This window comes from Amycolatopsis sp. w19 (assembly GCF_051373225.1).
Lineage (GTDB): Bacteria > Actinomycetota > Actinomycetes > Mycobacteriales > Pseudonocardiaceae > Amycolatopsis > Amycolatopsis japonica.
The window spans coordinates 49,239-73,004 of record NZ_JBPQFM010000029.1 but is presented as its reverse complement, the minus strand read 5'-3'; the positions used below and the strand labels follow the sequence as shown (position 1 = coordinate 73,004).

The following is a 23,766-nucleotide window of genomic DNA, read 5'->3' as shown; positions in this document are numbered from 1 at the left end:
CAATGATCTTGAGCGACGACCTTGATCGAGGTTGTTCGAAAACCGGGTCACCGCACCAGGTCCCGGTCGGCGAGCGCCTGTACGCGGTCGAGGTCGGCGTCGATCTCCGCGGGTGGCGCCGCGTCCGGCAGCAGTTCCTCGATGTCGTGCAGCGGCCGGTATCGCAGGCCGAGCACACCCCACACCACCAGCACGGCACCGGAGACCACCATCAGCGTGGCGAAACCGCCGAGCAGGTCGGCGAGCGGTCCCGCGGTCAGGAACCCGAGCGGTTGCATGGCGGTCGCCAGCATGACGTTGATCGCCAGCACCCGGCCCTGCAGGTGCTGGCCGACCTTCGTCTGGATGATCGACAGCCAGTGCGCGTTGCCGATGCTCATGCACGCCAGCCGCATGAACAGGCCGATCGCGATCACGAACACCGACGGCCACGCGCCCATCAGCGCCACGCCGATCCCGGAGCCGACGACGAACGCGATCATGCCGGTGGCCCGGCGCGCGGTGCCGCCCCAGGTGATCACGACGAGCGCGCCGGCCGCCGCGCCGATCCCGCCGACGGCACTGACCACACCCAGTTCGCCCGTCGAGCCGATCGACAGGACCAGCGGGGTGAGGCCGACCCACATCACGGCGGTGAAGTAGTTGACCACCGCGAAATAGCCGATCATCACCAGCAGCGGTCGGCGGCGCAGCACGAACTTCCACCCGCCGGTGACCGCCCTCGTGAACGGTTCGACCCGGGTGAAGGACAGCCGGTCCGGGAACCGCACCAGCACCAGGGTGGTCACGCCGATCGCGAACGTGGCGACGTCGGCCACGACGACCCCGGTCAGCCCGGACAGTCCCATGAGGACACCGCCGAGGACGGGTCCGAGTACGGTGCCGAGCCCGGCGCCCATGTCGGCGAGGGCGTTGGCCTGCGGCAGATACGGCTTCGGCACCAGCTGGGCGATCGCCGCCAGGTAGGCGGGCCGGTGGAACGCCGACGCCACCGACATGACCCCGACGATCGCGCACACCGTCACGAGATCCAGCCGTCCCAAGGCGAACAGCACGGCGAGCACGGCCATCGCCGCACCGCTCGTCAGGTCGCAGCACAGCATGATCCGCCTGCGGTCCACCCGGTCCGCGAGCGCGCCGCCGACCGGCGTCAGCAGCATGCTCGGCACGCGGGCGAGCAACACGACCAGCGCGAGGTCGATGACGCGTCCGCTGAGCTGGTAAGCCCACACGCCGAGCGCGAACGCGCTCAGTTCGTTGCCGATCATCGACACGGCTTGGCCGCCCGCCACGGTGTAGAACGCGCGCAGCCCACGCCGGGTCGCGGCCGCGGCGACCGGTACGTCGTCGACTTCCGGCGGCAGGTCACCGGCGGCCCAGCGGGACAGCCGGTCCCACAGCAGTGCGGCGACCTCGGCGGCCTGGTGGCGCAGGAAGTAGTGCCCGGCCTTGGGCAGCACGGCCAGTTCGACGCGGCCGGCGAACACACCCCACTCCCGGTACCGCTCCTGGTACAGCTCGGTCGCCGGGTCGCTCGCCCCGGCCACGCACAGGATCGGCGCCGCGAGCCGTGGCCTTGGCCCGGCGTCCGGGTCGAGGCCACGGCCGAACCAGGCCTGCGCCTGCCCGGCGTCGTGCCGCAGCGCGTGCAGCATCGCCGCGCTCGCGGCCTCGTCCATGTCGTCCAGCAGTCCGCCGGTGGCCCGCAGGGTGTCCCGGTAGAGCCGGTCCGCCACCCAGCGTTCGCGCGGGAAGCGGCGTTGCAGCCAGGCCGACAGCTTGCCCGGCAGGCGTGCGGCGGGGAAGCTGCCCGCCACGACCACCCCGGCGACGGCGCGGCCGTCGGCCTCGAGCCGGGCGGCGAGCGCGGTGGCCACCGCCGAACCGACGCAGTGCCCGTACACGGCGACCGGACCCGTGACGGTCCGGCCGATCTCGTCGGCCAGCAGGACGACCACCTCGTCGACGGTGCGGAACGCCTCGTCGGGCCGCGCCACGTCGTGGCCGGGCAATTCCACGGCGAGCAGGTCGATCTCCGGTGCGGCGGTGGCGAGTTCGGTGGCCAGTGGCTGGAACACCGCGGCCGAGCCGCCGCCGTAGGGCACGCAGACGAGCGTCACGTCCGGTGTGCCCGTGCGGGCGGGGGAGAGACGGTGCAGCAGGCGCCCGTCGTCGGTCTCCCGTCCGGCGTCGAGATGGGCGGCCAGTTCGCGGACGGTCGGATGCAGGAACAGGTCGATGACGCGCAACCGCTCGTCGATCAGCCGGACCGCGCGGACCGCGGTGAACGAATGGCCGCCGAGGGCGAAGAAGTCGTCGTCCGCGTGGATCTCGGACACGTCGAGCACCTGTGCCCACGCCTGTGCGACGCGGTGCTCTGTCGGCGTTTCCAGCGAACGCGAGCCCGTCACCGGCTCGGGACTGGGCGCGGTGACCGGGCGGGACCCGGCGCGGGCCGGACCGACCGCGGCGACTCGATTGTCCACATTGGACATAAGTCCGGTCAGAAGTGCCTGGAAGTCGGCGACGATCTCTTCGGCGGTGCCGGCGTCGAACAGGTCGGCCCGGTAGGCGAGGCCACCGAGATAGGTGTCGCCGTCGTTGACCAGCACCAGGCTGAGGTCGAACTTCACCTGCTCGCCCGCGTCGCGGACGGCCGTCACCTCGACACCCGGGATGGCGGGTGGTGTCGCCGGCTGATCGAGGACGTTCAGCAATACCTGGAAGATCGGCGTCGCCGCCACGGATCGCTCCGGCCGCAGCCGCTCGATGATCCGTTCGAGCGGCGTCTCGGCGTGCGCGAAAGCGCCGAGCACGGTCTCGCGGGACCGGCCGAGCAACTCCCGTACGGTCGGATCGCCGCCGAGATCCGTGCGCAGCACGAGCGTGTTCACGAAACAGCCCACCGTCGACTCGACGTCCGGGTGATGCCGTCCGGACTCGGGCACGCCGACCGCGACGTCTTCGGTACCGGCGCGGCGGCCGAGCAGTTCCTGCCAGCAGGCCAGCAGCACCATGAACGGCGTCACGCCCGTCTCGGACGCGACCCGCCGAACACGTGCGGTGAGCGCGGAGGGGAGGGTGAACCGGATGTGCCCGCCGGACCACCCGGCCACCGCCGGACGGGGCCGGTCGGTCGGCACCGTGAGCAGCGGCGGCAGCCCGGAAAGCCGGTCACACCACCAGTCCAGGTCTTCGTCGCGTGCGCGGGCGGCCAGCCAGGCGGCGTAATCCGCGTACTGGACGGGCAAGGCCGCGTCCGGTGCGGATCCCGCGAGCCGGGCGGCGTACGCGTCGGCGAGGTCCGTCCCGATGACGCCGCGAGACCAGTTGTCGGTCGCGATGTGGTGCACGGTGAGCGCGAGGACGTGCTCGTCGTCGGCGATCCGGAACAGCGACGCCCGCAGCGGTGGCTCCCGGTCGAGCGCGAACGGCCGGGTCAGTTCCGTCCGGCACGCCGTGTCCACCCGGTCGGCCGCGATGTCCACAATGGACACAGGAACGCGGTCGGCCGGTACCGGCACGGCCACCGGGGTGCTGTCCCGCTCTTCGATGACGGTGCGCAGGACGGTGTGCCGGGCGGCGACGTCCCGCACCGCGAGCGCCATCGCCGCCGCGTCCAGCGGCCCGCGCAGCCGCAGCACGAGATCGGCGTGATAGGCCGAGCCCGGGCCGAGCAGTTCGAGGAACCACAGCCGTGCCTGCGCGGACGACAGCGGCGCGGGTGCTTCGGGATCCGGCCGCACGGGGATGGGCGCGCCGCCGGACACGCCGCCCGGGTCGGCGGCCAGCACGGCGGCGAGATCGGCCAGCACGGGGTGCTCGAACACCGTGCGCACGGCGACGTCGCGGTGCAGCGCCTCACCCAGCCGCCCCGCCACGCGCACCGCGGCGAAGGAATGCCCGCCCACGGCGAAGAAGTCGTCGTCCGCGGAGAGGCCGTCGATCCCGAGCACGTCGCCCCAGATCCGCGCCACGAGCCGTTCGGCCGGGGTCGCCACCGGCCGCCGCGTCGCGGGCTCCCGCGCGGCGGCGTCGGGCAGAGCCGCCCGATCGATCTTGCCGTTCGCGTTGAGCGGCAAGCGATCCAGCACGGTCAGCGAGGCGGGAACCATGTAGTCCGGCAGGCGTTCGCGCAGTGTCCGGCGCACGGTCGCCACGTCGAGCCCCGGCCCGACGAGCCAAGCGGCCAGGCGCCGGTCGAGGCCGTCGCCGACCGGCAGCACGACGGCCTCGGCCACTCCGTCGACGTCGCGGAGGGCGGCGGAGACCTCGCCCAGTTCCACCCGGTGGCCGCGGACCTTCACCTGGTCGTCGGCGCGGCCGAGGAACTGCACGGTGCCATCGGCACGGACACGCAACAGGTCTCCGCTGCGGAAGCATCGCACGCCGGTGCCCAGCGGGTCGGGCACGAACCGGGCCGCCGTCTGCGTGTCGTCGCCGAGATAGCCGCGGGTGATCTGCGGTCCGCCGATCACCAGTTCGCCGGTCATGCCGCCGGGTACGACCGCGCCGCGCGCGTCGACGAGATGACCGGCGACCCCGGGCAGCGGGGTGCCGAGCGGTACGTATCCGGTGTGTTCGTGCGGTGGGACGGTCGCCACGTCGCAGGTCATCGAGATCATCGTGCTTTCGGTGTGCCCGTAGTGGCTCTGCACGCGCAGCCCGGGCCGGGCTGTCTCGACGCGCTCGACGAGCGACCACGGGCACGCTTCACCGGCGAGGATCAGCAGCCGATCCGGCAGCACGGCGGCCAGATCCCCATGCCGGGCAAGGAGTTCCAGGTGACTGGGCACGCATTTGAGCACGTCGACCGGGTGCCCGGCCAGGTAGCCGGCGAAGGATTCCGGGTCCATCGCGGTGTCCCGCTCGACCAGATGCACCGTGCCGCCGGTGGTCAGCGCGCCGTATACGCAGGTGAGGCCGAAGTCGGCCGCCGGAGTGGAGACCACCGCGAACGACGCGCCCGCCACAGCACCGAGCCGCGGCAGCATCCCGGCGAGGTAATGCGCGACGTTGCGGTGCTCGACCGCGACACCCTTGGGAGCACCGGTCGAACCGGACGTGAAGATCACGTGGATCAGGTCGTGCCCCGCGACCGGGACGTCCGGCCGGGTCCCGGGCTGACCCGCGACGGCTTCGTCGACGGTCAGGACGGTGACGTCGGGAACGGTGATGGCGAGGCCGGGTTCGGCGAGCAGGATCCGCGCGCCCGCGGTGGCGAGGATGGCCGCCACCCGCGCGGGCGGGTAGGTGGTGTCCATCGGCAGGTACGCGCCACCGGACTTCATGATGCCCAGCACCGCGCACGCCACGTCCGTGCCTTGTTCGAGCAGCATCCCGACCGGTTCGTCGGCACGCACGCCGAGCGCGCGCAGCCGGTGCGCGATCCGGTTGGCACGCTCGTCGAGCCGGCGGTAGGTGAGCGAACCGGTCCCGCCGACCACCGCGACCGCGTCCGGGCAGCGGTCGGCGGAGTCTTCGATCAGGGTGTGCACCGGCCGGAGTTCGGTCCGCTCCTGGGCCGGTCCCGCGAGCACCGGCGAGGTGACGACCTCGACGGGTACCTCGGCCACCGGCCGGTCGAGGTCCGCGGTGATCCCGTCGACGAGCGTGACGAACCAGCGGGCGATCCGCTCCGCGGTGCCCCGGTCGAACAGGTCGGTGCGGTAGGCGAGCCCGCCCGAATAGCCGTCACCGGACCGGGACAGTGCGAGGCTCAGGTCGAACTTGACGCCGCGCACCGGCGGTTCGGTGACTCGCGTGGTCAGGCCGGGTAGCTCGGGCGTCCGTGACGATTCGTCGAGGACGTTGAGCATGACCTGGAAGATCGGCGACGCGTCGAGCCCGCGCCGGGGCGCGACCCGTTCCACGATCCGCTCGAAGGCCACGCCCGTATGCGCGAACGCGTCGAGCACCGTGTCCCGGGCGGCGGCGAGCAGATCGCGGCCGGTGGTCGCCCCGGCCAGGTCGGTGCGCAGCACCAGCGTGTCGACGAAGCAGCCGACGACCCGTTCGGCGTCCGGGTGTCGCCGTCCGGACTCGGGCACCCCCACCGGAACGTCGGTCGTGCCGGCCAGCCTGGCGAGCAAGGTCTGCCAGCACGCCAGGAACACCATGAACGGCGTGGCGCCGGTGGTGCGGGCGATCTCCCGCAGCCGCGCGGTGAGGGCGGCAGGCACCTCGACGACGACTTCGGCGCCCTCGTCACCGGCGACGGCCGGCCGGGGCCGGTCGGTCGGCAGCGCCAGCACCGGGGGCAGTCCGGCGAGCCGCTCGTGCCACCAGTCCAGGTCGGCCTCGGCGGTGTCCGGCCTGGAATCTTTCCACGCCACCAGGTCCGCGTACTGGAGCGCCGGTGGCGGCGGTCCGTCGCGGACGCCGAGGCGGGCCGCGTAGCAGGCGGCGAGGTCGTCGAGCACGACCGCGACCGACGGGGCGTCCATCGCGATGTGGTGGAACGTCAACGCCAGCACGCGCCGGTCGGCGGCGACGCGGAACAGCACCGCCCGCATCGGCGGCAGGTCGCCGAGCGCGAATGGACGGACGGCCTCGGCGGCGACGGCGGCGTCCAGTTCCTCCGCCGTCACGTCCACAGTGGACACCGGAACGCCGGGTCCCGCGCACCGCATCGGCTCGCCGTCGATCTCCCGGTACACGCCGCGGAGCACGTCGTGGCGGTCGGCGACGTCACGGACCGCGGCGAGGAGCGCGGTCTCGTCGGCCGGTCCGGTCAGTTCGAGCACGAGCGGCAGGTTGTAGGTGTGGCCGCCGGGTTCGAAGCGGGCCAGGAACCACAACCTGGCCTGCGCGGACGACAGCGGCACGGGTGACCCGTCGCGAGGGAGCCGGGGGATGGAGGGCTCCGCGGCGGGGCCGCCACTCAGTGCGGCGGCGGCACGGCCCGCGAGCAGTTCGCGCATACGTCGCTGCGCGGGGGTGATCAATGAGTCGGTCATGCCGTGCTTCCCGCCTGGACATCGATGGCGCCGTCGTCCGCCAGTACGGTCATCGCGATCCGTTCCAGTTCGACCGCGAACTCCCGCAGCACGGGCCGGTCGAACAGACAGCGCACCGGGACGGGGAACCCGAGCGCCTCGCCGAGACGGCCGACGACCTTGGTCGCGGCGAGGGAATGTCCGCCGAGGCCGAAGAAGTCGTCGAGCGCGCCGACCTGCTCTTGGCCGAGCACCTCGGCCCAGATCATCGCGACGAGTTCTTCGACCGCCGATTCCGGCCGGCTGTCGGGCCGCGGCTGCGCGACAGGGGCGGGCAGCGCGGTGCGGTCCACCTTCCCGGTCGCGGTGACGGGGAACGCGTCGAGCGGCACCCAGCGGTGAGGCACCGCGTAGTCGGGTAACCGGTCGCGCAGCACCGCCGCCACCACATCTGTGTCCACAGTGGACGGAGTGAGATAGCCGACGAGATGGGGTTCGCCCTCCCCGGCACGCACCACGACCACCGCGTCGGTCACTCCGGCGTCCGTGCGCAGCACATGCTCGACCTCGCCGAGTTCGACCCGGTTGCCGCGGATCTTCACCTGGTGGTCGGCGCGGCCGTGGAACTCCAGCGCGCCGTCGGCGCGCCAGCGGACCAGATCGCCGGTGCGGTAGGAACGGACCCCGTGCAACGGATCGGTACCGAAGGCGGACGCGGTCCGCTCCGGACGGTCGCGGTAGCCCGGTGTCACGCCGGCACCGCCGATGGACAACTCGCCGACGGCGCCGGGAAGCGCGGTCCGGCCGAACGGGTCGACCACCGTGAGCAGGGTGCCGTCGAGAGGGCCGCCGATCGGTATCGGCCGGCCGGCCGCCAGGTCGGCGGTGGTCACCAGGTGCGTGGTCGCGGTGATGGTGGTTTCCGTGGGGCCGTAGCAGTTGCGCAGGCTCGCGACCCGGCCGGTGACCTGCCGCGCCAGCGCGACGTCGAGGGCCTCTCCGCCGGAGAACACGTGCAGTCCCGGCAGCTCGGGAAGCCCGGCGGCGACGAGCATCCGCAAGGTGGTCGGTGTCGGGTTGAAGCGCGTCGCGCCGGTCGAGACGAGCCGCCGGACCAGCGCGTGCCCGTCGACGGCACAGTCCCGGTCGGCGATCGCGCAGTGCGCGCCCGCGGTCAGCGTCGTCCAGATCTCGCCGGTGGCGGTGTCGAACACGAGCGGTGCGACCGCGAGCCAGGTGTCGGACGGCCGGACGCCGGTGACTTCGCGGAAGGCGTGGACCAGCGCGGCGAGATTCCGATGCGTGACCGCGACGCCCTTCGGCCTGCCCGTCGAACCGGAGGTGTAGAGGACGTAGGCGAGGTCATCCTGGCCCGGTTCCCGCAGCGCGTGGTCCTCCGTGACGGGGGCGTCGAGGTCCACGACCGTCAGGTGCGGCAGGGCGGCGCGGGCCACGTCCAGCGCGGGACCGCGGGCGGCGACGACCCGGATCCCGGCGTCGGCGGCGAGTGCCGCGATCCGGTCCGCGGGCTGGCCGGGGTCCAGCGGAAGGTACGCACCACCTGCCCGCCATACCGCGAGCAGCCCGGCGGGCAGGTATTCGTCGCGGGGCAGGCATACGCCGACCACGTCGCCGGTGGCGACACCCGCGGCGAGCAGACCGCAGGCACCTTGTGCCGACCACGTGGCCAGGTCCGCATAGGACAGCCGGCCGGTAGGCGATGACGTCGCCACCGCGCCGGACTGTCGCGCGAGCACGTCGGCGACCACGGTCCGGGTGGCGGGCAACGGCTTCCCGGTTCCCCAGGAGAACAACGCGGCACGTTCCGCGGCGTTCAGGATGTCCAGTGTGGACAGTTGGGCGTCCGGGTCGTCGGTGAGGCGGTCGAGGAGGGTGCCGTACCAGCGGGCCCAGCGTTCGATCGTGTCCCGGTCGAACAGGTCGGTGCGGAACACGAGCCTGCCCGTGTAGCCGTCGCCGGTTTCGGCGAGGTCGAGGTTCAGGTCGTACAGCGCGGTGGCGACCGGTTGCGGCAGCACCGTCACCGCCAGGTCGCCGAGCGTCGCGGTCACCCGGTCGTCGAGGACGTTCATCATCACCTGGCACACCGGGGTGCTCGCCGGATCCCGCTCCGGCGCGAGCCGCCGCACGACCTCGTCGAACGGCACGTCGGCGTGCGCGAACGCGTCGAGCACCGCGTCGCGTGTCCTGGCCACGAGGTCGCGGCCCGACACGTCGGTCCCCAGATCGGCGCGGACGGCCACGGTGTCGACGAAGAAGCCGACCATCCCGGCCAGTTCGGCGGTGCGGCGGCCGCTGTGCGGCACGGCGACGGCGAGGTCCCGTACCCCGGCCAGCCGGGCGAGCAACAGTTGCCAGGCCGCGAGCAGGACCGTGAACGGGGTGGTCCCGGCCGCGCTCGCCAGTGCCCGGACCCGCTTCGTGACGTCCGCGGGCAGCCGGACCGGGACCTCGCCGGCCGTCCAGTCCGCGATGGCGGGGCGGGGCCGGTCGACGGGCAACCGCAACGCGGGCAGATCAGCGAGCCGCCGCTCCCACCAGTCGAGCCCCGCCGCCCGGTCCTGATCGCGTTCCCGTACGGCGTGGTCGGCGTACTGGACCGAGAGTGGCGGGTCATCGGGTTCCGTGCGGTACCACGCGTCCATTTCGGACAGCAGGAGCCGTTGGGACGTCGCGTCGGTGGCGATGTGGTGGCAGGTGAGGGCGAGCACGTGGTGGTCCGGGCTGAGCCGGAACAGGACCACGCGCAGTGGCGGAGCGGCGTCCAGGGCGAACGGCCGCCGGATCTCCGCCCTCACCGCCGCGGCGAGATCCGCTTCGCGGACGTCTACAGTGGACATCGGAACGGCGTCGGCCGGTCCGAGGAGCGCGACCGGCTCCCCGTCGATCTCGGTGAACCGGCTGCGCAGCACGTGATGGCGCGTCGTGACCGCGCGGACCGCGCGGTACAGCCGAGGCTCGTCCAGTGCGCCCAGGATCCGCAGCACGGTGGGGGAGTTGTACGCGGCGCTGTCCGGGTCGAGCTTCGCCGCGAACCACAGCATGCGCTGCGCCGGTGACAGTGGCGCGGGTGCGTACGGGTCCACGCGGGCGACGAGCGGCCGGTCGGCGTCGGCGGCTTCCCCGTCGATCCGCGCGGTGAAGTCGGCGAGCACCGGGTGGTCGAACAGCGTGCGGACGGTGATCCGCCGTCTCAGCCGGGTGTGCAGGAGACCGACCACCCGGGTCGCCGCCAGCGAGCGGCCGCCGAGGGCGAAGAAGTCGCTGTCCGGGCCGATCTCCCCGTCGAGTTCGAGGCATTCCCGCCACACCCGCGCGACCACCGCCTCGGCTTCCGACAGCGGTGCGACCACGGCAGGGCGGGCGACGGGCGTCGGCGGAAGCGCGCGTCGGTCGAGCTTTCCGTTGGGTAGCAGGGGGAGCGCGTCCAAGGAACACCACGAACTCGGCACCATGTAGGCGGGCAGCAACCGTCGTAGTCGTCGTTCGACGGCCGCCGTGTCGACGGTAGCGGGAGTGAGGTAGCCGATCACGTGCGCGTCCACGCCGTCCGCGGCGACCGCCACCGCCGCGTCGTTCACATCGGGCAGTCCACGCAGGACGGATTCGATCTCGCCCGGCTCGAACCGGTTGCCGCGCACCTTCACCTGGTCGTCGGCGCGGCCGAGGAATTCCAGTGTCGCCTCGGGGCGCCACCGGACCAGATCACCGGTGCGGTAGCAGCGTTCGCCCGGCCGCACCGGGTCGGCGACGAACGCGGACCCGGTCAGCTCGGGCCGTGCCCGGTAGCCGGTCGCCACACCGGTGCCGCCGATCCACAGCTCACCGATCGCGCCGGGCGGCGCGAGCCTGCCCGCCTCGTCCACCACGTACAGCCGGGAGCCTGGCGTCGGCGAACCGATCGGGACCCGGTCCCGGTCGTGTTCGGTGACCCGGTGCGCGGTCGCCGCGACCGTGGTCTCCGTCGGGCCGTAGCCGTTCCACAGCTCGCCGACCAGCGGCCGGACCCGCGCGGCGAGGTCGGGGTCGAGCACCTCGCCGCCGAGCAGCAGCCGCAGCGCGCGGTCACCCGCCCAGCCCGCGGCGAGCAGAATCCGCAGGCTCGTGGGGGTCAGATCGACGACGGTGACACCGCTCTCGGCGATCCGCCGCGCGAGCCGGTGACCGTCGATGGCGGTGTCGCGGTCGGCGACGACGCAGCGCGCGCCGGTGGCGAGCGGCCACCACAGTTCCTCGGCGGACACGTCGAAGGCGAGCGGCGCGACCGCGAGCATCGCGTCGTTCCGTGTCATACCGGGGCAGAGTCCTCGGGAACGGACGAAGGCGTACAGGTTCGCGTGGCTGATCTCGACACCCTTGGGTCGCCCGGTCGACCCGGAGGTGTACAGCACGTAGGCGAGGGAGTCGCCATCCGGCAGCACCGGCTCGAAGGGCACCCCGTCGGTCCGGTCGGCATCGACCACGCGCAAGCCCGGCGCGGCGTCGGCGACCTCCGCCGCCACCGGCTGGGCGCCGCCGCGCGTGAGTACGACGCTCAGGCCGGCCTCATCCGCGAGCTGGGCCAGCCTGGCGACGGGGTGCCCGGTGTCGAGCGGCAGATATCCCGCACCCGCCCGCCACACGGCGAGCAGCGCGGCGGGAAGGAACTCGTCGCGCGGCAGGCACACCCCGACCGTGTCCCCGGCCGTCACCCCGGACGCGGCGAGCACGCGCGCGATCCGGTCGGCGTGGCCCACCAGTTCCGCGTACGTCAGCTGCCCGCCCTCAGCGGACACCGCGACCGCGTCGGGCGTCCGCGACGCGGTGCGCCACACCGCCTCCGGCACGACGGCCACGTCGTCGGCGGGCAGTGCGGGGCCGGTGCCCCACGTCGTCAGCTCGGCGCGTTCCCCGCCGGCCGCCAATTCCAGTGTGGACAGCGCCGTGTCCGGTGTGGACACAGCGGTGTGCAGAAGGTGCAGCAGGGAACGGGAGAACCAGCGGGCACGGTCGGGGGCGAGCCACGACGGGTCGTGCTCGACGATCAGCTCGGTGCCGCCGACGTGAGTGTTCACGAACACCGTCAGCGGGTTGTGGCTGCCGCCGGTCGGAAGCTCACCGAGCAGGTCGAGCCGCGTGTCCGGCCCGTACGCCGACAGCGGGAGACCGTCGGGCTGCACCGCGATCGACACGGGGGTGAGCGGTACCCCGGCCGGCCGGTCGCCGCCCCACAGCCCGGCGAGTTCACCGCTGGGCAGGCCCCGATGGTCGATGGCGTGTGCCGCCGTGGTCATGATCGCGCGCAGCAGGTCGCGGAACGACGTGTCCGCGTCGAGCCGCAACCGCACCGGCAGGACGTCGACCAGCGGTCCGACGGTGTGCGCGAGCTCGGGCCGGTCCCGGTGCGCGGCCGCCATCCCCAGCAGCACGTCCTGGCCCCGCACCAGTTCGCCGACCAGCAGCCCCAGCGCCGACAGGTACACCGCGAACGGCGTCACCCCGGTCGATTCGGCCAGTGCCCGCACCGCCGACCCCAGCGATTCCGGTAGCGGAGTGCTGATCCGTTCCCCTCCGAAGCGCTGACGGCCGTGCGCGGCGCGGTCGAACAGGGCGTCCGGCGGGGTCGCGCCCGCCAGCTCTTCCGACCAGTACGCCGTCAGCCGGTCTCGTTCTCCGGGTATCGCCGCGAGCGCGCGTTCCCGCGACGCCACCGCGCCCACCTGCGCGAAGGAAGCCGCGGGTGCGCCGGTCAGCTCGGCCATGAGCACGCCGATGGACGCGCCGTCGGTGGCGATGTGGTCGGACACGACGATCAGCTCGGCCACGTCGTCGGCGAGGCGAAGCAGCGTGATCCGCAGGAGCGGCGTGTCACTGGAGAGGTCGAACGCGTGCCGGGCGGCGGAGGCGGCGAGTTCCCCGGCCCGCCGGTCCGCGTCGGGCAGCCCGCGCAGGTCGTGTACGTCCACCGGAACGCGCACCGGCGGGCCCACCACCATGACCGGTTCGCCGTCGTGGTCGCCGATCGTGCCGCGCAGCACCTCGTGCCGTGCCACGACCCCGTCCGCGGCGGCCCGCAGCGCGGGCACCGACACCCGGCCGCGCAGCCGAAGCCGCCACGCGACGGTCGTCGCGGTGCCGGTCGAACCGAGCTGGGCGAGCGTCCACAGATCCCGCTGTGTGCCGGTCAAGGGAAAGGTCCCCGGGTTTTCCTCCAGCGGCAAGGAAGGCGCCGCGGCCGGGGCGTCCGCGAGCCGCCGCGCGACCGCCGCCACCGTGCCGTCGGAGAGGAACTCGGCCAGCGTCACCACCCGGCCGGTGTCTTCCCGCAGTCGCGCGACCGCGCGCGCCGCGGCCAGGGAATGCCCGCCCGACTCGGAGAACCGGTCGTGCGCCCCGATCCCAGGCAGCCCGAACGCGGCCGCGACCGCCTCGGCGACCAGCCGCTCGGACTCGGTGCCCGGGGCGACGTACTCGGTGTCCTCACGGTCGAAGACCCACGCCGCCAGCGCGGTCCGGTCCGCCTTCCCGGTCGTGCCGAGCGGGATCGCGTCGAGGACGGCGATCCGTGACGGCACCAGATGCGCGGGCAGCCGCGAGCGCAGCCACCGCAACAGTTCCTGCTCGGACACCGCGGCCCCGGCCGGTTCGGCGAACCCGACGAGCCGGCGTTCCCCGTGCTCGTCGGCGGGCGCGAGCACCACCGCGTTGCCGACGGCCGGGTGGGTGAGGAGCGCGGCCTGGACCTGTCCCGGTTCGATCCGGATGCCCCGCACCTTCACCTGGTCGTCGGCGCGGCCGACGAAGTGGTGCACGCCGTCGCGGCATCGGACCAGGTCGCCCGTGCGGTAGTGCCGGACGCCGCGGGAGTCGACCACGAACTTCTCGGCGGTCAGTTCCGGCTGCCCCAGGTACCCGCGGGTGACGAGTGTCCCGCTGACCCACAGCTCGCCGACCTCGTCGTCGCCGAGCGCGCGACCGTCGGCGTCCCGCACCGAGAACGCGGCGCCGGGAAGCGGGGTCCCGATCGGCGGGTCGGCCGATTCGTCCCGGCCGACTTCGTGGCACGAACAGTTCACCGTCGCCTCGGTCGGGCCGTAACAGTTCACGATCCGCCGCACGCCCTCGTTGGCGTAGAGGCGGTCGACGAGCGACCGGTGCAGTGCCTCACCCGCGATCGCGACGGTCCGCACCGAACGCGGGAGGGGGGTCCGCGCCAGCACCGCCAGAACGGACGGCACGCCCTGCACGAACGTCACCTCGTCCCGCGCGGCCAGCCCGGGCAGCGCGAGCAGGTTCTCGGCGAGCACCAGGCTCCCGCCGGTCACCAGGGGCGGGAAGACTTCGGCGACGGACGCGTCGAAGCAGACCGACGCGGCGCCGAGCACGCCTCGCAGTTCGTCGTCGCCGTAGGTCGCGGCCGCCCACGCCAGCAACGCGAGCACGTTGCGGTGCTCGACCTGGACACCTTTCGGCCTGCCGGTGGAGCCGGACGTGTAGATCACGTACGCGAGGTCCGTGCCGGAACCCGGGACACCGGGGGCGGCCGTGGGCGCGGAGGCGACGTCCTCGACGGGCAGCACCGGCACGTCGGCGTCCGCGAGCGCGACCGGCTCCGGTTCGTCCGCCACCACCAGCGACAGCCCGGAGTCCGCGACGACCGACGCGCCGTGCGCAGGGGGAGCGGACGGGTCCAAGGGGACATACGCGCACCCCGCCTTCAGCACCCCCAGCAGTGTGGGCACCAGCCACCGGCCGCGGCGCAGGCAGACGCCGACGAGGTCACCGTGAGCCACCCCGCGACGAAGCAGCGTGTGCGCGACCGTGTTCGCGACCTCGTCCAGCCGCGCGTAGCTCAGCCGCTCGTCGCCCGCGACGAGCGCGCAGCGGTGCGGTGTCCTTTTCGCCTGCTCCTCGAACGCCTCGTGTACCCGCTCGAACCCGCCCAGATCTGCCCGCACCCGCTGAATCCCCTCGTGACCCGGCCGGAGTTCACCGACCTCGGCAGATTGAACTTCCGGGACGCCGCCCGGACCAGGAAACCCGACCGGAAACTGTGCGGACGGCAACTTCCGGTCACGACGCCACCATCGCGATACCCATCGCGTCGTACAGCGACTGCGCGCGTTCGCGGTACGGCCTGGCCTTGTCCGGCGAGCCGACGCCGTCGTGAGTCGCGGCGATACCGGTCAGCGCGCGAGCCTCCTCATGCGGTTCGCGGGTCAGCCGGGCGAGTTCGGCGGCGCGCGTGTAGTGCGCGAGCGCGGCGGGCCGGTCACCGCACGCCAGCGCGCTGTCCGCGAGCCCGTTGTGCACAAGGGTTTCCAGCGGGCGGATGCCCGTCGCCACCGCGATGTCGAGCGCGGCCTCCTGGTGCACGCGGGCCGCCGCCGAGTCGCCCTGCCGGAGGTGCACGAGCCCGAGATAGGCCAGTGCGTACCCTTCGGCCTCCCGATGACCCTCGGCCCTGCTGACCGTCAGCGATCGGCCGAGGTGGTCGTGAGCCTCCGGCCACCGGCCCAGCGCGCGGTACACGTCTCCGAGGTTGTGCAGCGCGATCGCTTCGCTCAGCCGGTCACCGATGCTCTGGGCGTTGGTCAGGCATTGCCGATAGCAGTCGAGAGCGGCGTCCAGTTCGCCCCGGCGTTCGTGGACGAAGCCGAGGTTGGACAGCGCGCGCCCCTCGTTGAGGCGGTCGCCGTTGTCCCGGGAAACCGTGACCGCCCTGCTCAAGTGGTCCGCCGCGTCGGCGTAGCGGCCCAGTTGCCCGTACACGGTGCCGAGGATGTTCAGGGCGCGACCGGTGACGACCGGGCTCGCGTCGACGTCGAGGCAGCGGGTCAGATGTGTCACCGCCTCGTCGAAATGGCCGAGCCTGGCGCAGATCGCGGCCAGGTCGACGAGCGCCTGCTGGATGCCGATGGCGTCGCCCGCCCGCTGTGCCTCGCTGAGCGCGAGACGGTGCAGTGTGCGCAGCGCGCCGTAATGACCGTGAACCCGCAACACCTGCCACAGCACGGTCGAGAGGTCGCGGGCGTAGGTGTCGCCGGTGGCCGACGACTGTTCCGCGATGGCGATCAAGGTGGGCATCTCCGCCGCCAGCCAGGTCGCCGCGTCATCGGCGCCGGTGAACCTGACGTTCTCGGCGATCGGGGTGAGCAAGGGTCTTCGGTTGGGGTCGCCCGCCCCCATCGACCCGGCCGCGTCGGCCGCCCCGGCCACACAGTGCTCGGCGAGACGACGCAGGGCCGCCGATCGCCGCCGCGCCGGTTCCTCGTCGGCGCGGCCGCGCGCGTAGTCACGCACCAGATCGTGGAATTCGAACCGGCCGTCCGCGCGGTGCGCGAGCAGCAGGTGGCTGTCGACCAGCGCGTCGAGGAGCCGGCGGGTCTCCGGCGGATCGGTGCCCAGCAGAGCCGCCGCGGCGGCGGTGTCCCAGTGCGGGCCGGGGTGGAGCCCGAGCAGACGCAGGCCCGAGGCGACGTCGCCGGGCAACGCGTCGTAGGACCAGGACAGCACGGAGGGCAGGGAGGTGGTCTTCTCTTCGGTGGTCAGTGCGGCGAGACGGCCGCCGGCCGAACGCATCGAGGACGCCACGTTCGCCAGGTTGCGGTGGTGCGCGAGCCGTTCACCGACGATGCGCAGGGCGAGTGGCAGGCCGCTGCACCCCGACACCATGTCGGCGAGCGCGGTGCGGTCGGTGAATCTTCGTCCGTCGCCCGCCAACCGGTCGAGCAAGGAGAACGACTCCCGCTCGGTCAGCAGCGGCACCGGCACCCGGTGCGCGTCGGCGCTGATCGACAGCCCGTGCAGGGTCGCGCGGCTCGTCACCACCACCGTGCAGCCCGCGTGTCCGGGCAGCAGCGGCCGGACCTGGTCCGCCGAGCGGGCGTTGTCCAGCACGATGAGCACCGAACGGCCGGCGAGCACACTGCGCAGCGACGCGGCCCGGTCGTCGAGGTCGGCGGGCACATCCGCCACGGGCACGCCGAGCGCCCGCAGGAACGACCGCAGCACCTCGGCCGGATCGGCGGGCGCACCGGGTCCGTACCCACGCAGGTTCGCGAACAACTGCCCGTCGGGGAAGTCCTGCTTGACGCGGTGTGCCCATTGCACGGCCAACGACGTCTTGCCGACCCCGGCCATGCCCTCCAGCACCGCCACGACGACCCCTGCGCCGGCCTTCTCGCCATGGAGGGCGTCGAGCGCGTCGATCTCCCGCCGCCGCCCGATGAACGACGTGATCCCCGAAGGCAGTTGCGCGGGCACCGCAACGACCGGCGTTCTCGCAGGTGACACCGCGTCCGGGCAGTAGTGCCGCACGAACCGGCTCGCCTGCTCGCCCTGGAGACCCAGCCCCAGCGCCAGCGCCTCCACCGAATGGCGCCGTGGCCGGGCGACCCGGCCGCGTTCGATGTTGCTGATGCTCCGCACCGTCAACCCGGTGCGTTCCGCCAGCTCCTCTTGCGTCAGCCCGGCATCCCGCCGTGCCTCACCCAGCAGCGAACTCGGCCCACGGTCCATTTCGCGGATGCTAGAGCGGGTGCGACACCGAAAAACGGTGGTTCGGTGAAGATTTTGATCGAAATTGGTCGAAAACGCCGGAGGTCAGGGGGTGAAGAGGCGGTGTGTTCCCGGCGCTGACGTGCCGGTGGGCGGTCGAGACGAGGCCGTGGCGGATCGCTCCGCCGCTCGTTCGAAGTCGGCGCGAGCCTGGCCGGACAGGCCGAGCCCGGCCGCGATGAGCCGGACGGTGTCGCGGCGGGGCCTGTCGACGCGGCCGTGTTCGAGATCCCTGATCGCTCGGACGCTGACCGTCGAGCGGGCGGCGAGAAGCCGCTGGGTCGCGCCGAGGCTGGTCCGGTGGCTGCGCAGCAACCTGCCGAAACGGGCCGGACCCTCGTCCGCCGGGTTCGTCGTTTCCGGCGCGGGGGCGGCGCCGGTCACTTGTCCGAGGTATCGGGGCAGGGCCGGTCCCGTGTGCACGACTTGAGTCACTGGCGTCCTCCGCTTCGCTCAGCGATGCCGCATCATGGTCGGCAGGCGGCAGGCGGAGGGACAACCGGAAACTTCACCGAAGAAGTGCCGGTCCACCGGGGAAGCCCGTTCGGCTCGGGTGAGCCGAACGGGCCCGACGGCGTTATCCGCAGCAGATGTTGTAGCCGTGGTTCCGCCAGAACAACGAGGGACTCGGGTTGTCGAGAACCGGATCGCCGGTGCTGTCCGACGCGCTCTCGTGCCTGCCCGGCCGGTACTCGACATGCGTGTGCGCGGAGCTCGCGCCGCGATACTCCTCGGTGCCGATCTGCCGGCCACGGCTGACGAATTCACCGACCGCGAGCCCGTTCGACGGGTTGAGATGCAGGTAGATGATGGTGAAGTCCTGATCCCGGTTGTAGATCGCCAACGTGGACAGGCCGCCGCTGCCGTTGCTGCCTTCGGTCTTCCTGATGACCTGGCCCTGGGTCATCGAATACACGGAAACGCCGAAGCCCCGGGCGAAGTCGATGCCCTCGTGCCTTCCCGACGTACTCACGTAGCCGTCGAAATAAGAGCTGATACGGCCGGATTCACTGTGGTAAAGCCCGGTCTCCAGCCATTCGTTTCCCGGTAGACCGAGCAGATGACCGACGTTTTCGTTGTACGTCGAGGTCAGGTTTCCTTTGGCGCCGTGCGGAAACGAGTCGATCGGGCCCGTCCAGCCGTTCTTGAAGAAAACGGTGACCACCGCGTCCCGCCGGTTCCACACCGAGGCCGCGTTGTTCCTCACGCACAGGCCCTTTCCCGCCCCCGCGCCGAGGAAGTGATAACAGTCGGCGCCCGTGCCGTAGTTGCCGACCGACGCGTCGAAATCGCTGACCGATCCCTGTTGGTTGCTGTTGTAGTACAAACAGAATTCGCCGTCTTCGCAGACGCCGTTCCGTGCCGTCGCGGCTTGCGCCGCCGGGGTGATCAGGAGAGTGCCACTCAACGCCAATACCATGCCGAACAGTGCGACCATCGCTCTTCTCAACGACGTTCCCTTTCCCTTTGAACGCGGCGAATCAGCCAATGCGCGACGGTACGTACGCGATGGGGGTCAGGGAAGTCGTGAAGGGAAAACTGCCGCTCATTCGGCGGTCTTGATCCTCAGTTCAGTTCGGGGGCACGGCTTTCGGTGCGACGTAGTGCCGCGAGTTGCAGGCCGAGCACGACACCGACGCCGATGGCCGCGGTGGACACGATCGCTTCGGCCACGGCGGTCCACGATCCGGGGACTTGGGCGAAGACCTGCGACAGGCTCAGGTACATCGCGGGTCCCGGCAGGACGGCGCCGGTCAGTCCGGGGATGGTGACGACGGCGGTGGGGACGCGCAGTGTCCTGGCCGCGGTGCCGGCGAGGATGCCGAGCACCGTGGTCGCGAGAAAGATCGCCAGCGGGGTGGCCAGACCGAGCGCCGAATGCCCCGCCCAGTTCACCAGGGAGGTGGCGACCCCGGCGCCGCAGGCGAGCGGCCACCACCGGGCGGGCGTGCCCATCAGGATCGCGTTCCCCAGCGACCCGACCAGCGCCGTCACCGGCACCAGGGCGAGCGGCAGCGCGGCGAGCTGGACCCGGCCTGCCTCGCCGAGGATGTCGAGACCGTTGGCCACCGACACCACGACCATGACCCCGGAGAGGATCGCGCCGGTGAGCAGCAGGACCGTGACCATGCGCGCGGCCGCCATCAGGTGGAAATCGCCGACGGCGTCTTCGACCAGCGACACCAGGGACAGGATCGGCAGGAGTAGCACGAGGTTGGCCGCGGAGAGGCTCGCGGCTTCGTGTCCGTCGAGCAAACCGAGTGACAGCAACGCAATCGCGGCCACGAGGACGGTGCCCGCCTTGGCGGCGACCTGAAAGAACTCCGCGATGCCGATCAGCCCCAGTGCCCAGCCGACGCGGTTGGCGAGCACGAACAACGCCGCCGCGGCCAGCGCGGCGAGGACGGTGCCGTTCGCCTGCAGGCAGATCATCGCCGCGAGCAGGCAGCCGCCGAGCAAGCTGACGTACCACGGCCAGGTCGGGCCCGCCGCGGAGAGTTTCTCGACCGACCGCTCGGCTTCCTCCGGTGAGATCTCGCCTGTGCCCGCGCGGACGGCGAGCGTTTCCAGATCTCCCATCCGGCCGATGTCGCGGGTGTCGTTCGCCTCGATGCTGCCCAGCAGCACCACCGGCTCGCCGCCGTCGCTCGGGCAGTACTGCACGTGGATGGCCCGTACCGCGACCGAGATCCGCGGATCCTCGATGCCGCCCGCGTTCGCCAGCCGTCGAACCGTGCGGACGACGACCGCGGTCTCGATGCCCTGACGGAACATCTGCATCGCCACGTCGAGAGCGAAGGTCAGCACACGTCGCGCCCGTGCGCGCTCGTCCTCCGGCATGGCCGGAACTGTAAAGGGCCGACCCGCTCAGACGAGTGATCGCGAGCGGGACGGCCACCCGGCTTGACCCGATCGTGGCACGATTCCGCGTGGCCGGTGTCTCACCGCGGAGGCTGCCGGTACTTCCGCGTGAACCGGACACCGTTGAAGGTGTGGGTGCAGCAAGGGCACGTCGGCTCCAGGTCGTCGACACCCAGTTCGGGGGCGACGACCTGCAACCGGTTGTCGTCGTCCACGTAGAGGCCGCTGTAGTAACTGGCCTCGCCGATCCGCACGCGGTCGCGTCGTTCGTGCGGCTGCCGGGCGACCAGCCAGTGGATCGGGTCGGGGGAGTCGAGCCGGGCGGCGGCCTCGTCGTACACCTCGTCCCACTCCGCGCCGATCTTGCCGAGCAGGAACCGGAACAGCGGCGTGTAGTCCAGGCCCCGGCGCGCCCGCGGCCCCATGGATCCGCGTGTCCGATCGGAGGCGAGTTCTCTCTTCGTGTTGCGCTGGTGCCGGTGATCCCCGCCGTGATCGTGGTGGACGAGTCTGGCGCGAGTGTTCACACGACGGTACAGCGGTTCCTTCATCGCACCTGCTTTCTTTGCCTCGGCCAGAGTTCCCCGGCGCCTTCGAGACTATCGTCAAGAAAGGGACTCCTGGCGAATTTTCGATTATCGAGGCCGACCCGAAGAATTGACGTCTCCATGCGATCGAGTGAAGCCGTGGTGTGATTGGCCCTTGTGTTCGGCTGGTGGGATCTCGACGTCAAAGGGTGGATCTGACGCTTCGCAATCGATCGATTACCTAGTGCCAATAGGGACAATGGTGTCCGGACAACGGACACCGAGTAAGGGGTGGCGGCCCTGTTCCCGCTTTGGAGACGGAGGCTCTTCCTCCTGTTCGCCGGGCGTTCGGCGGCGAATATTTTCCGGAGTTGATCCGTTCAGGTGATGCGCTGACGCGAACTGATCACTCGTGTTAGCCTGCCGCTGGTTGCTCGCGAGGGTCTGGCGTTTCGGATGTGAAGTCCGCGTCATCTGGGGATGCGAAACAACTGTGGTGCAGCATTTCCTTCTTCGCCACGGGTCTGTTCGGACCCGTGGGTTCGAGTGGTCCTGGGGGTCGGGTGAAAGCGATTCATGGTTTCGTCGAGACCATTGCCGCTGAGCGGAAACTTCGTCGTGGCCTGCGTAAAGAATTTGTCAAGTTCGGGATCGACGGGCCGGTCGAAATGTCCGAACTCTGCCGCCGTATCGGGGAAAGCCGAGGTCGGCCGATCAAACTCATCGCGTTCCCGATGGAGGTTCCCGGCCCGTGTGGAGCGTGGCTGAGCGCGTCTTCGAGCGACTACATCGTCTTCCAGTCGGAGACCACCCGAATTCACCAAGAGCACATCATCGCGCATGAGCTGGGTCATATCCTGGCCGGCCACCAGGCCGAACCGGATGAAGAGGAAATTTGGTCCCGGTTCATGCCCGACCTCGACCCTGGGGTAATTCGCAGGCTGTTGAAAAGAACGCGGTACGACTCGGCCAGGGAGCGGGAGGCCGAGACGATCGCCACCCTCCTGCTCGAACGGTCCGTGGTCGTCCGGCAGCTCGCCGGGCAGGGTTCGTCGCGGACGAGGCGGATGCGGCACGCCCTCGGCGAGGCGCGGGGCTGGCTGTGAGCCTGGCCAAGGAGTTCGTGATCGCGGCGCTGGCGTGGTTCTCCTTCCGGCTGGCGCGATCGCCGCGCGACCCGGCGATCTGGGCGCTGGTCGGCTGCCTGGTGCTGCGGTTGCTGACCGCGCCGTCGAGCATGGTGGCGCTGCACGAGTTCACCGGCGGGGCGCTCGACGTCGCCACCTTCCGCCTGGTCCAGACCGTCGCGCTCGACGCCAGCCTGTTCTGCCTGCTGGTCTTCTTCCTGCTCTCCGCCGGCGGCTCACGGCGGCGGGTGACCCTCGATGCCGGGCTGCTGATGCTGGTCTGCGCGGCCCTGGCGGTGGCGATGTTCGTGGTCCCGGCCGCGTCGCGCGAGCAGGCCTTCGGCGTCGGCGCGGCGTTGCCGTCGGTGGTGACGGAACCGGGGGTGGCGTTCTTCTACCTGGTCGACGCGGCCTACGGCACCTATACGACGGTGCAGGCGGCGAGCTGGGCCCTGCGTGACGCCGCCGAAACCCCGCTCCGTGTCCGCTGGGGACTGCGGATCGCCGCCTGCGGCCTGATCGTGCTCGCGCTGACCTCGGTCGCGCGGTTCGGCACGATTCTCGTGCGCTGGGCCGGCGGCGACGTGCCGTCGGCCGTCCCGGACGTGACGGCCGTGCTGGTCCACTTGGGAATCATCCTGTTCATGGCCGGGATCACCCTGGTCGGGCTGCTCGCCGTGCTCGCCGCGGTCCGGCTGTGGCTGCGGCACCGGCGGCGGTACGAGGATCTGCGTCCACTGTGGGGGCAGCTCCACGACGTCTTCCCTGGTGACGCGCTGTACGCCGGGCAGCGGCACGGATGGCTGGAGGAGCTCGCGTTCTGGCGGTTGCACCGCAGGTACTGGCGAAGAGTCGTCGAGATCCGCGACGGGCTGGTCCGGCTGAGCCCGTACCTGGCCGACAGTGGTTTCGTCGAAGGCCGGGAACGGGTGTCGCCCGAGGTCTTTCGTGAGGCGCTGACCCGGTTGCGTTCGGGGGAGCGGCCGACCTCGCGCACCGCGGTGGCGGTGGCGCGCCCGGAAGGGCCGGACATCGAGGCCGATGTCGGAGCGCTCGTCACGCTGTCGAAGACCCTGCGCGCCTGATCGTCCGTTTTTTCCTCAGTTGTACGGAACCGGGAGCGATTCATTCACGTCAGTTGATGAAAGGGAGGTGGCCGCCTATACTCCGGTACTCGGGGGGACCTGCACCGCCATACGGCAGCGCGGCACGGGTTCGTGAGGAACTCGGCGGTGTTCTTGGGAGGCAGCATGTCCCGGCAGGACGAACCAGGCCGGAGCCTGGCCGAAAAACTCGATCATCTGTTCGCGCACGTCACCCGGCGCAACGGCAGCGAATTCACCTACGAAGAGGTCGCGTCCGCGATCACCGCCGAGGGTGTGACGATCTCCCAGAGCTACGTTTGGCAGCTGCGCAAGGGAAAGAAGGACAACCCGACGCTCAAGCACCTGCAAGGGCTGGCGGATTTCTTCGGCGTGCCGGTCACGTACTTCTTCAACGAGGGCGTGAGCGATCGGGTGGACCGGCAGCTGGAGTACCTGCGCGCGGAGCAGGCACGGTTGCGTGAGCTGGCCGACACCGACGAGGTGCGGCTGATGGCCATGCGTGCGGGCGAGCTCACGACCGACCGCCGCGAGCTGGTGAAGAACCTGCTGGACGTCGTCTGGCGGGATCAGCAGGCCATGCGAGAGCGTGGGTCCAAACAGGACTGACGCGTCCGGCGTCGCCGGTTGTGCTTGTCGTGTCTGGGTT

At 71.5% G+C, this 23,766-nt stretch carries 10 protein-coding genes; 3 read left to right on the top strand and 7 right to left on the bottom strand.

The genetic code is table 11. The features are described from left to right. Positions 1-47: 47 nt before the first annotated feature. The 7 genes from ACSMFO_RS36000 to ACSMFO_RS35970 all read right to left on the bottom strand — a co-directional run bounded on the left by ACSMFO_RS36000 (position 48) and on the right by ACSMFO_RS35970 (position 20,911). A complete protein-coding gene (locus tag ACSMFO_RS36000; RefSeq protein WP_436462070.1) occupies positions 48-6,959 on the bottom strand; it encodes an amino acid adenylation domain-containing protein in 6,912 nt (2,303 codons plus the stop codon). Continuing rightward, positions 6,956-14,896 (bottom strand): amino acid adenylation domain-containing protein, encoded by a 7,941-nt coding sequence (locus ACSMFO_RS35995; RefSeq protein ID WP_436462069.1) that lies wholly within the window; start codon positions 14,894-14,896, stop codon positions 6,956-6,958. Before ACSMFO_RS35995 ends, ACSMFO_RS36000 begins: the two co-directional genes overlap by 4 nt. A 115-nt stretch (positions 14,897-15,011) precedes the next feature. Then, the gene (locus ACSMFO_RS35990; RefSeq protein WP_436462068.1) at positions 15,012-17,459 is read right to left on the bottom strand and encodes an ATP-binding protein; all 2,448 of its coding nucleotides are present in this window, start codon (positions 17,457-17,459) and stop codon (positions 15,012-15,014) included. A gap of 84 nt (positions 17,460-17,543) precedes the next feature. Further along, entirely contained in the window at positions 17,544-17,882 is a 339-nt protein-coding gene (locus ACSMFO_RS35985) for a helix-turn-helix domain-containing protein (protein ID WP_436462067.1), read from the bottom strand. Between the two features lie 193 nt (positions 17,883-18,075). After that, positions 18,076-18,906 carry a peptidase inhibitor family I36 protein gene (locus tag ACSMFO_RS35980; RefSeq protein WP_436462066.1) on the bottom strand — a complete coding sequence of 277 codons (831 nt, stop codon included), beginning with the start codon at positions 18,904-18,906 and terminating at the stop codon, positions 18,076-18,078. A gap of 158 nt (positions 18,907-19,064) precedes the next feature. Next, a complete protein-coding gene (locus tag ACSMFO_RS35975; protein ID WP_436462065.1) occupies positions 19,065-20,339 on the bottom strand; it encodes a threonine/serine exporter family protein in 1,275 nt (424 codons plus the stop codon). Positions 20,340-20,440: 101 nt separating this feature from the next. Further along, positions 20,441-20,911 carry a hypothetical protein gene (locus tag ACSMFO_RS35970; protein ID WP_436462064.1) on the bottom strand — a complete coding sequence of 157 codons (471 nt, stop codon included), beginning with the start codon at positions 20,909-20,911 and terminating at the stop codon, positions 20,441-20,443. A 434-nt stretch (positions 20,912-21,345) separates the two neighbouring features. Between ACSMFO_RS35970 and ACSMFO_RS35965 the strand changes: the two genes are divergently transcribed. The 3 genes from ACSMFO_RS35965 (at position 21,346) to ACSMFO_RS35955 (ending at position 23,726) form a co-directional block, all read left to right on the top strand. Continuing rightward, on the top strand, positions 21,346-21,993 hold the full coding sequence (locus tag ACSMFO_RS35965; protein WP_436462063.1) for a hypothetical protein: 648 nt from the start codon (positions 21,346-21,348) through the stop codon (positions 21,991-21,993). Further along, positions 21,990-23,099 (top strand): MAB_1171c family putative transporter, encoded by a 1,110-nt coding sequence (locus tag ACSMFO_RS35960; RefSeq protein WP_436462062.1) that lies wholly within the window; start codon positions 21,990-21,992, stop codon positions 23,097-23,099. Before ACSMFO_RS35965 ends, ACSMFO_RS35960 begins: the two co-directional genes overlap by 4 nt. 165 nt (positions 23,100-23,264) lie before the next feature. Next, the gene (locus ACSMFO_RS35955) at positions 23,265-23,726 is read left to right on the top strand and encodes a helix-turn-helix domain-containing protein (RefSeq protein ID WP_037345104.1); all 462 of its coding nucleotides are present in this window, start codon (positions 23,265-23,267) and stop codon (positions 23,724-23,726) included. Positions 23,727-23,766: the final 40 nt, after the last annotated feature.

Bases quoted from the DNA above. Each gene is read 5' to 3' on its own strand.
- ACSMFO_RS36000 (WP_436462070.1), bottom strand. From the start codon at position 6,959: ATGACCGACTCATTGATCACCCCCGCGCAGCGACGTATGCGCGAACTG.
- ACSMFO_RS35955 (WP_037345104.1), top strand. From the start codon at position 23,265: ATGTCCCGGCAGGACGAACCAGGCCGGAGCCTGGCCGAAAAACTCGAT.
- ACSMFO_RS35975 (WP_436462065.1), bottom strand. From the start codon at position 20,339: ATGCCGGAGGACGAGCGCGCACGGGCGCGACGTGTGCTGACCTTCGCT.
- ACSMFO_RS35970 (WP_436462064.1), bottom strand. From the start codon at position 20,911: ATGAAGGAACCGCTGTACCGTCGTGTGAACACTCGCGCCAGACTCGTC.
- ACSMFO_RS35990 (WP_436462068.1), bottom strand. From the start codon at position 17,459: ATGGACCGTGGGCCGAGTTCGCTGCTGGGTGAGGCACGGCGGGATGCC.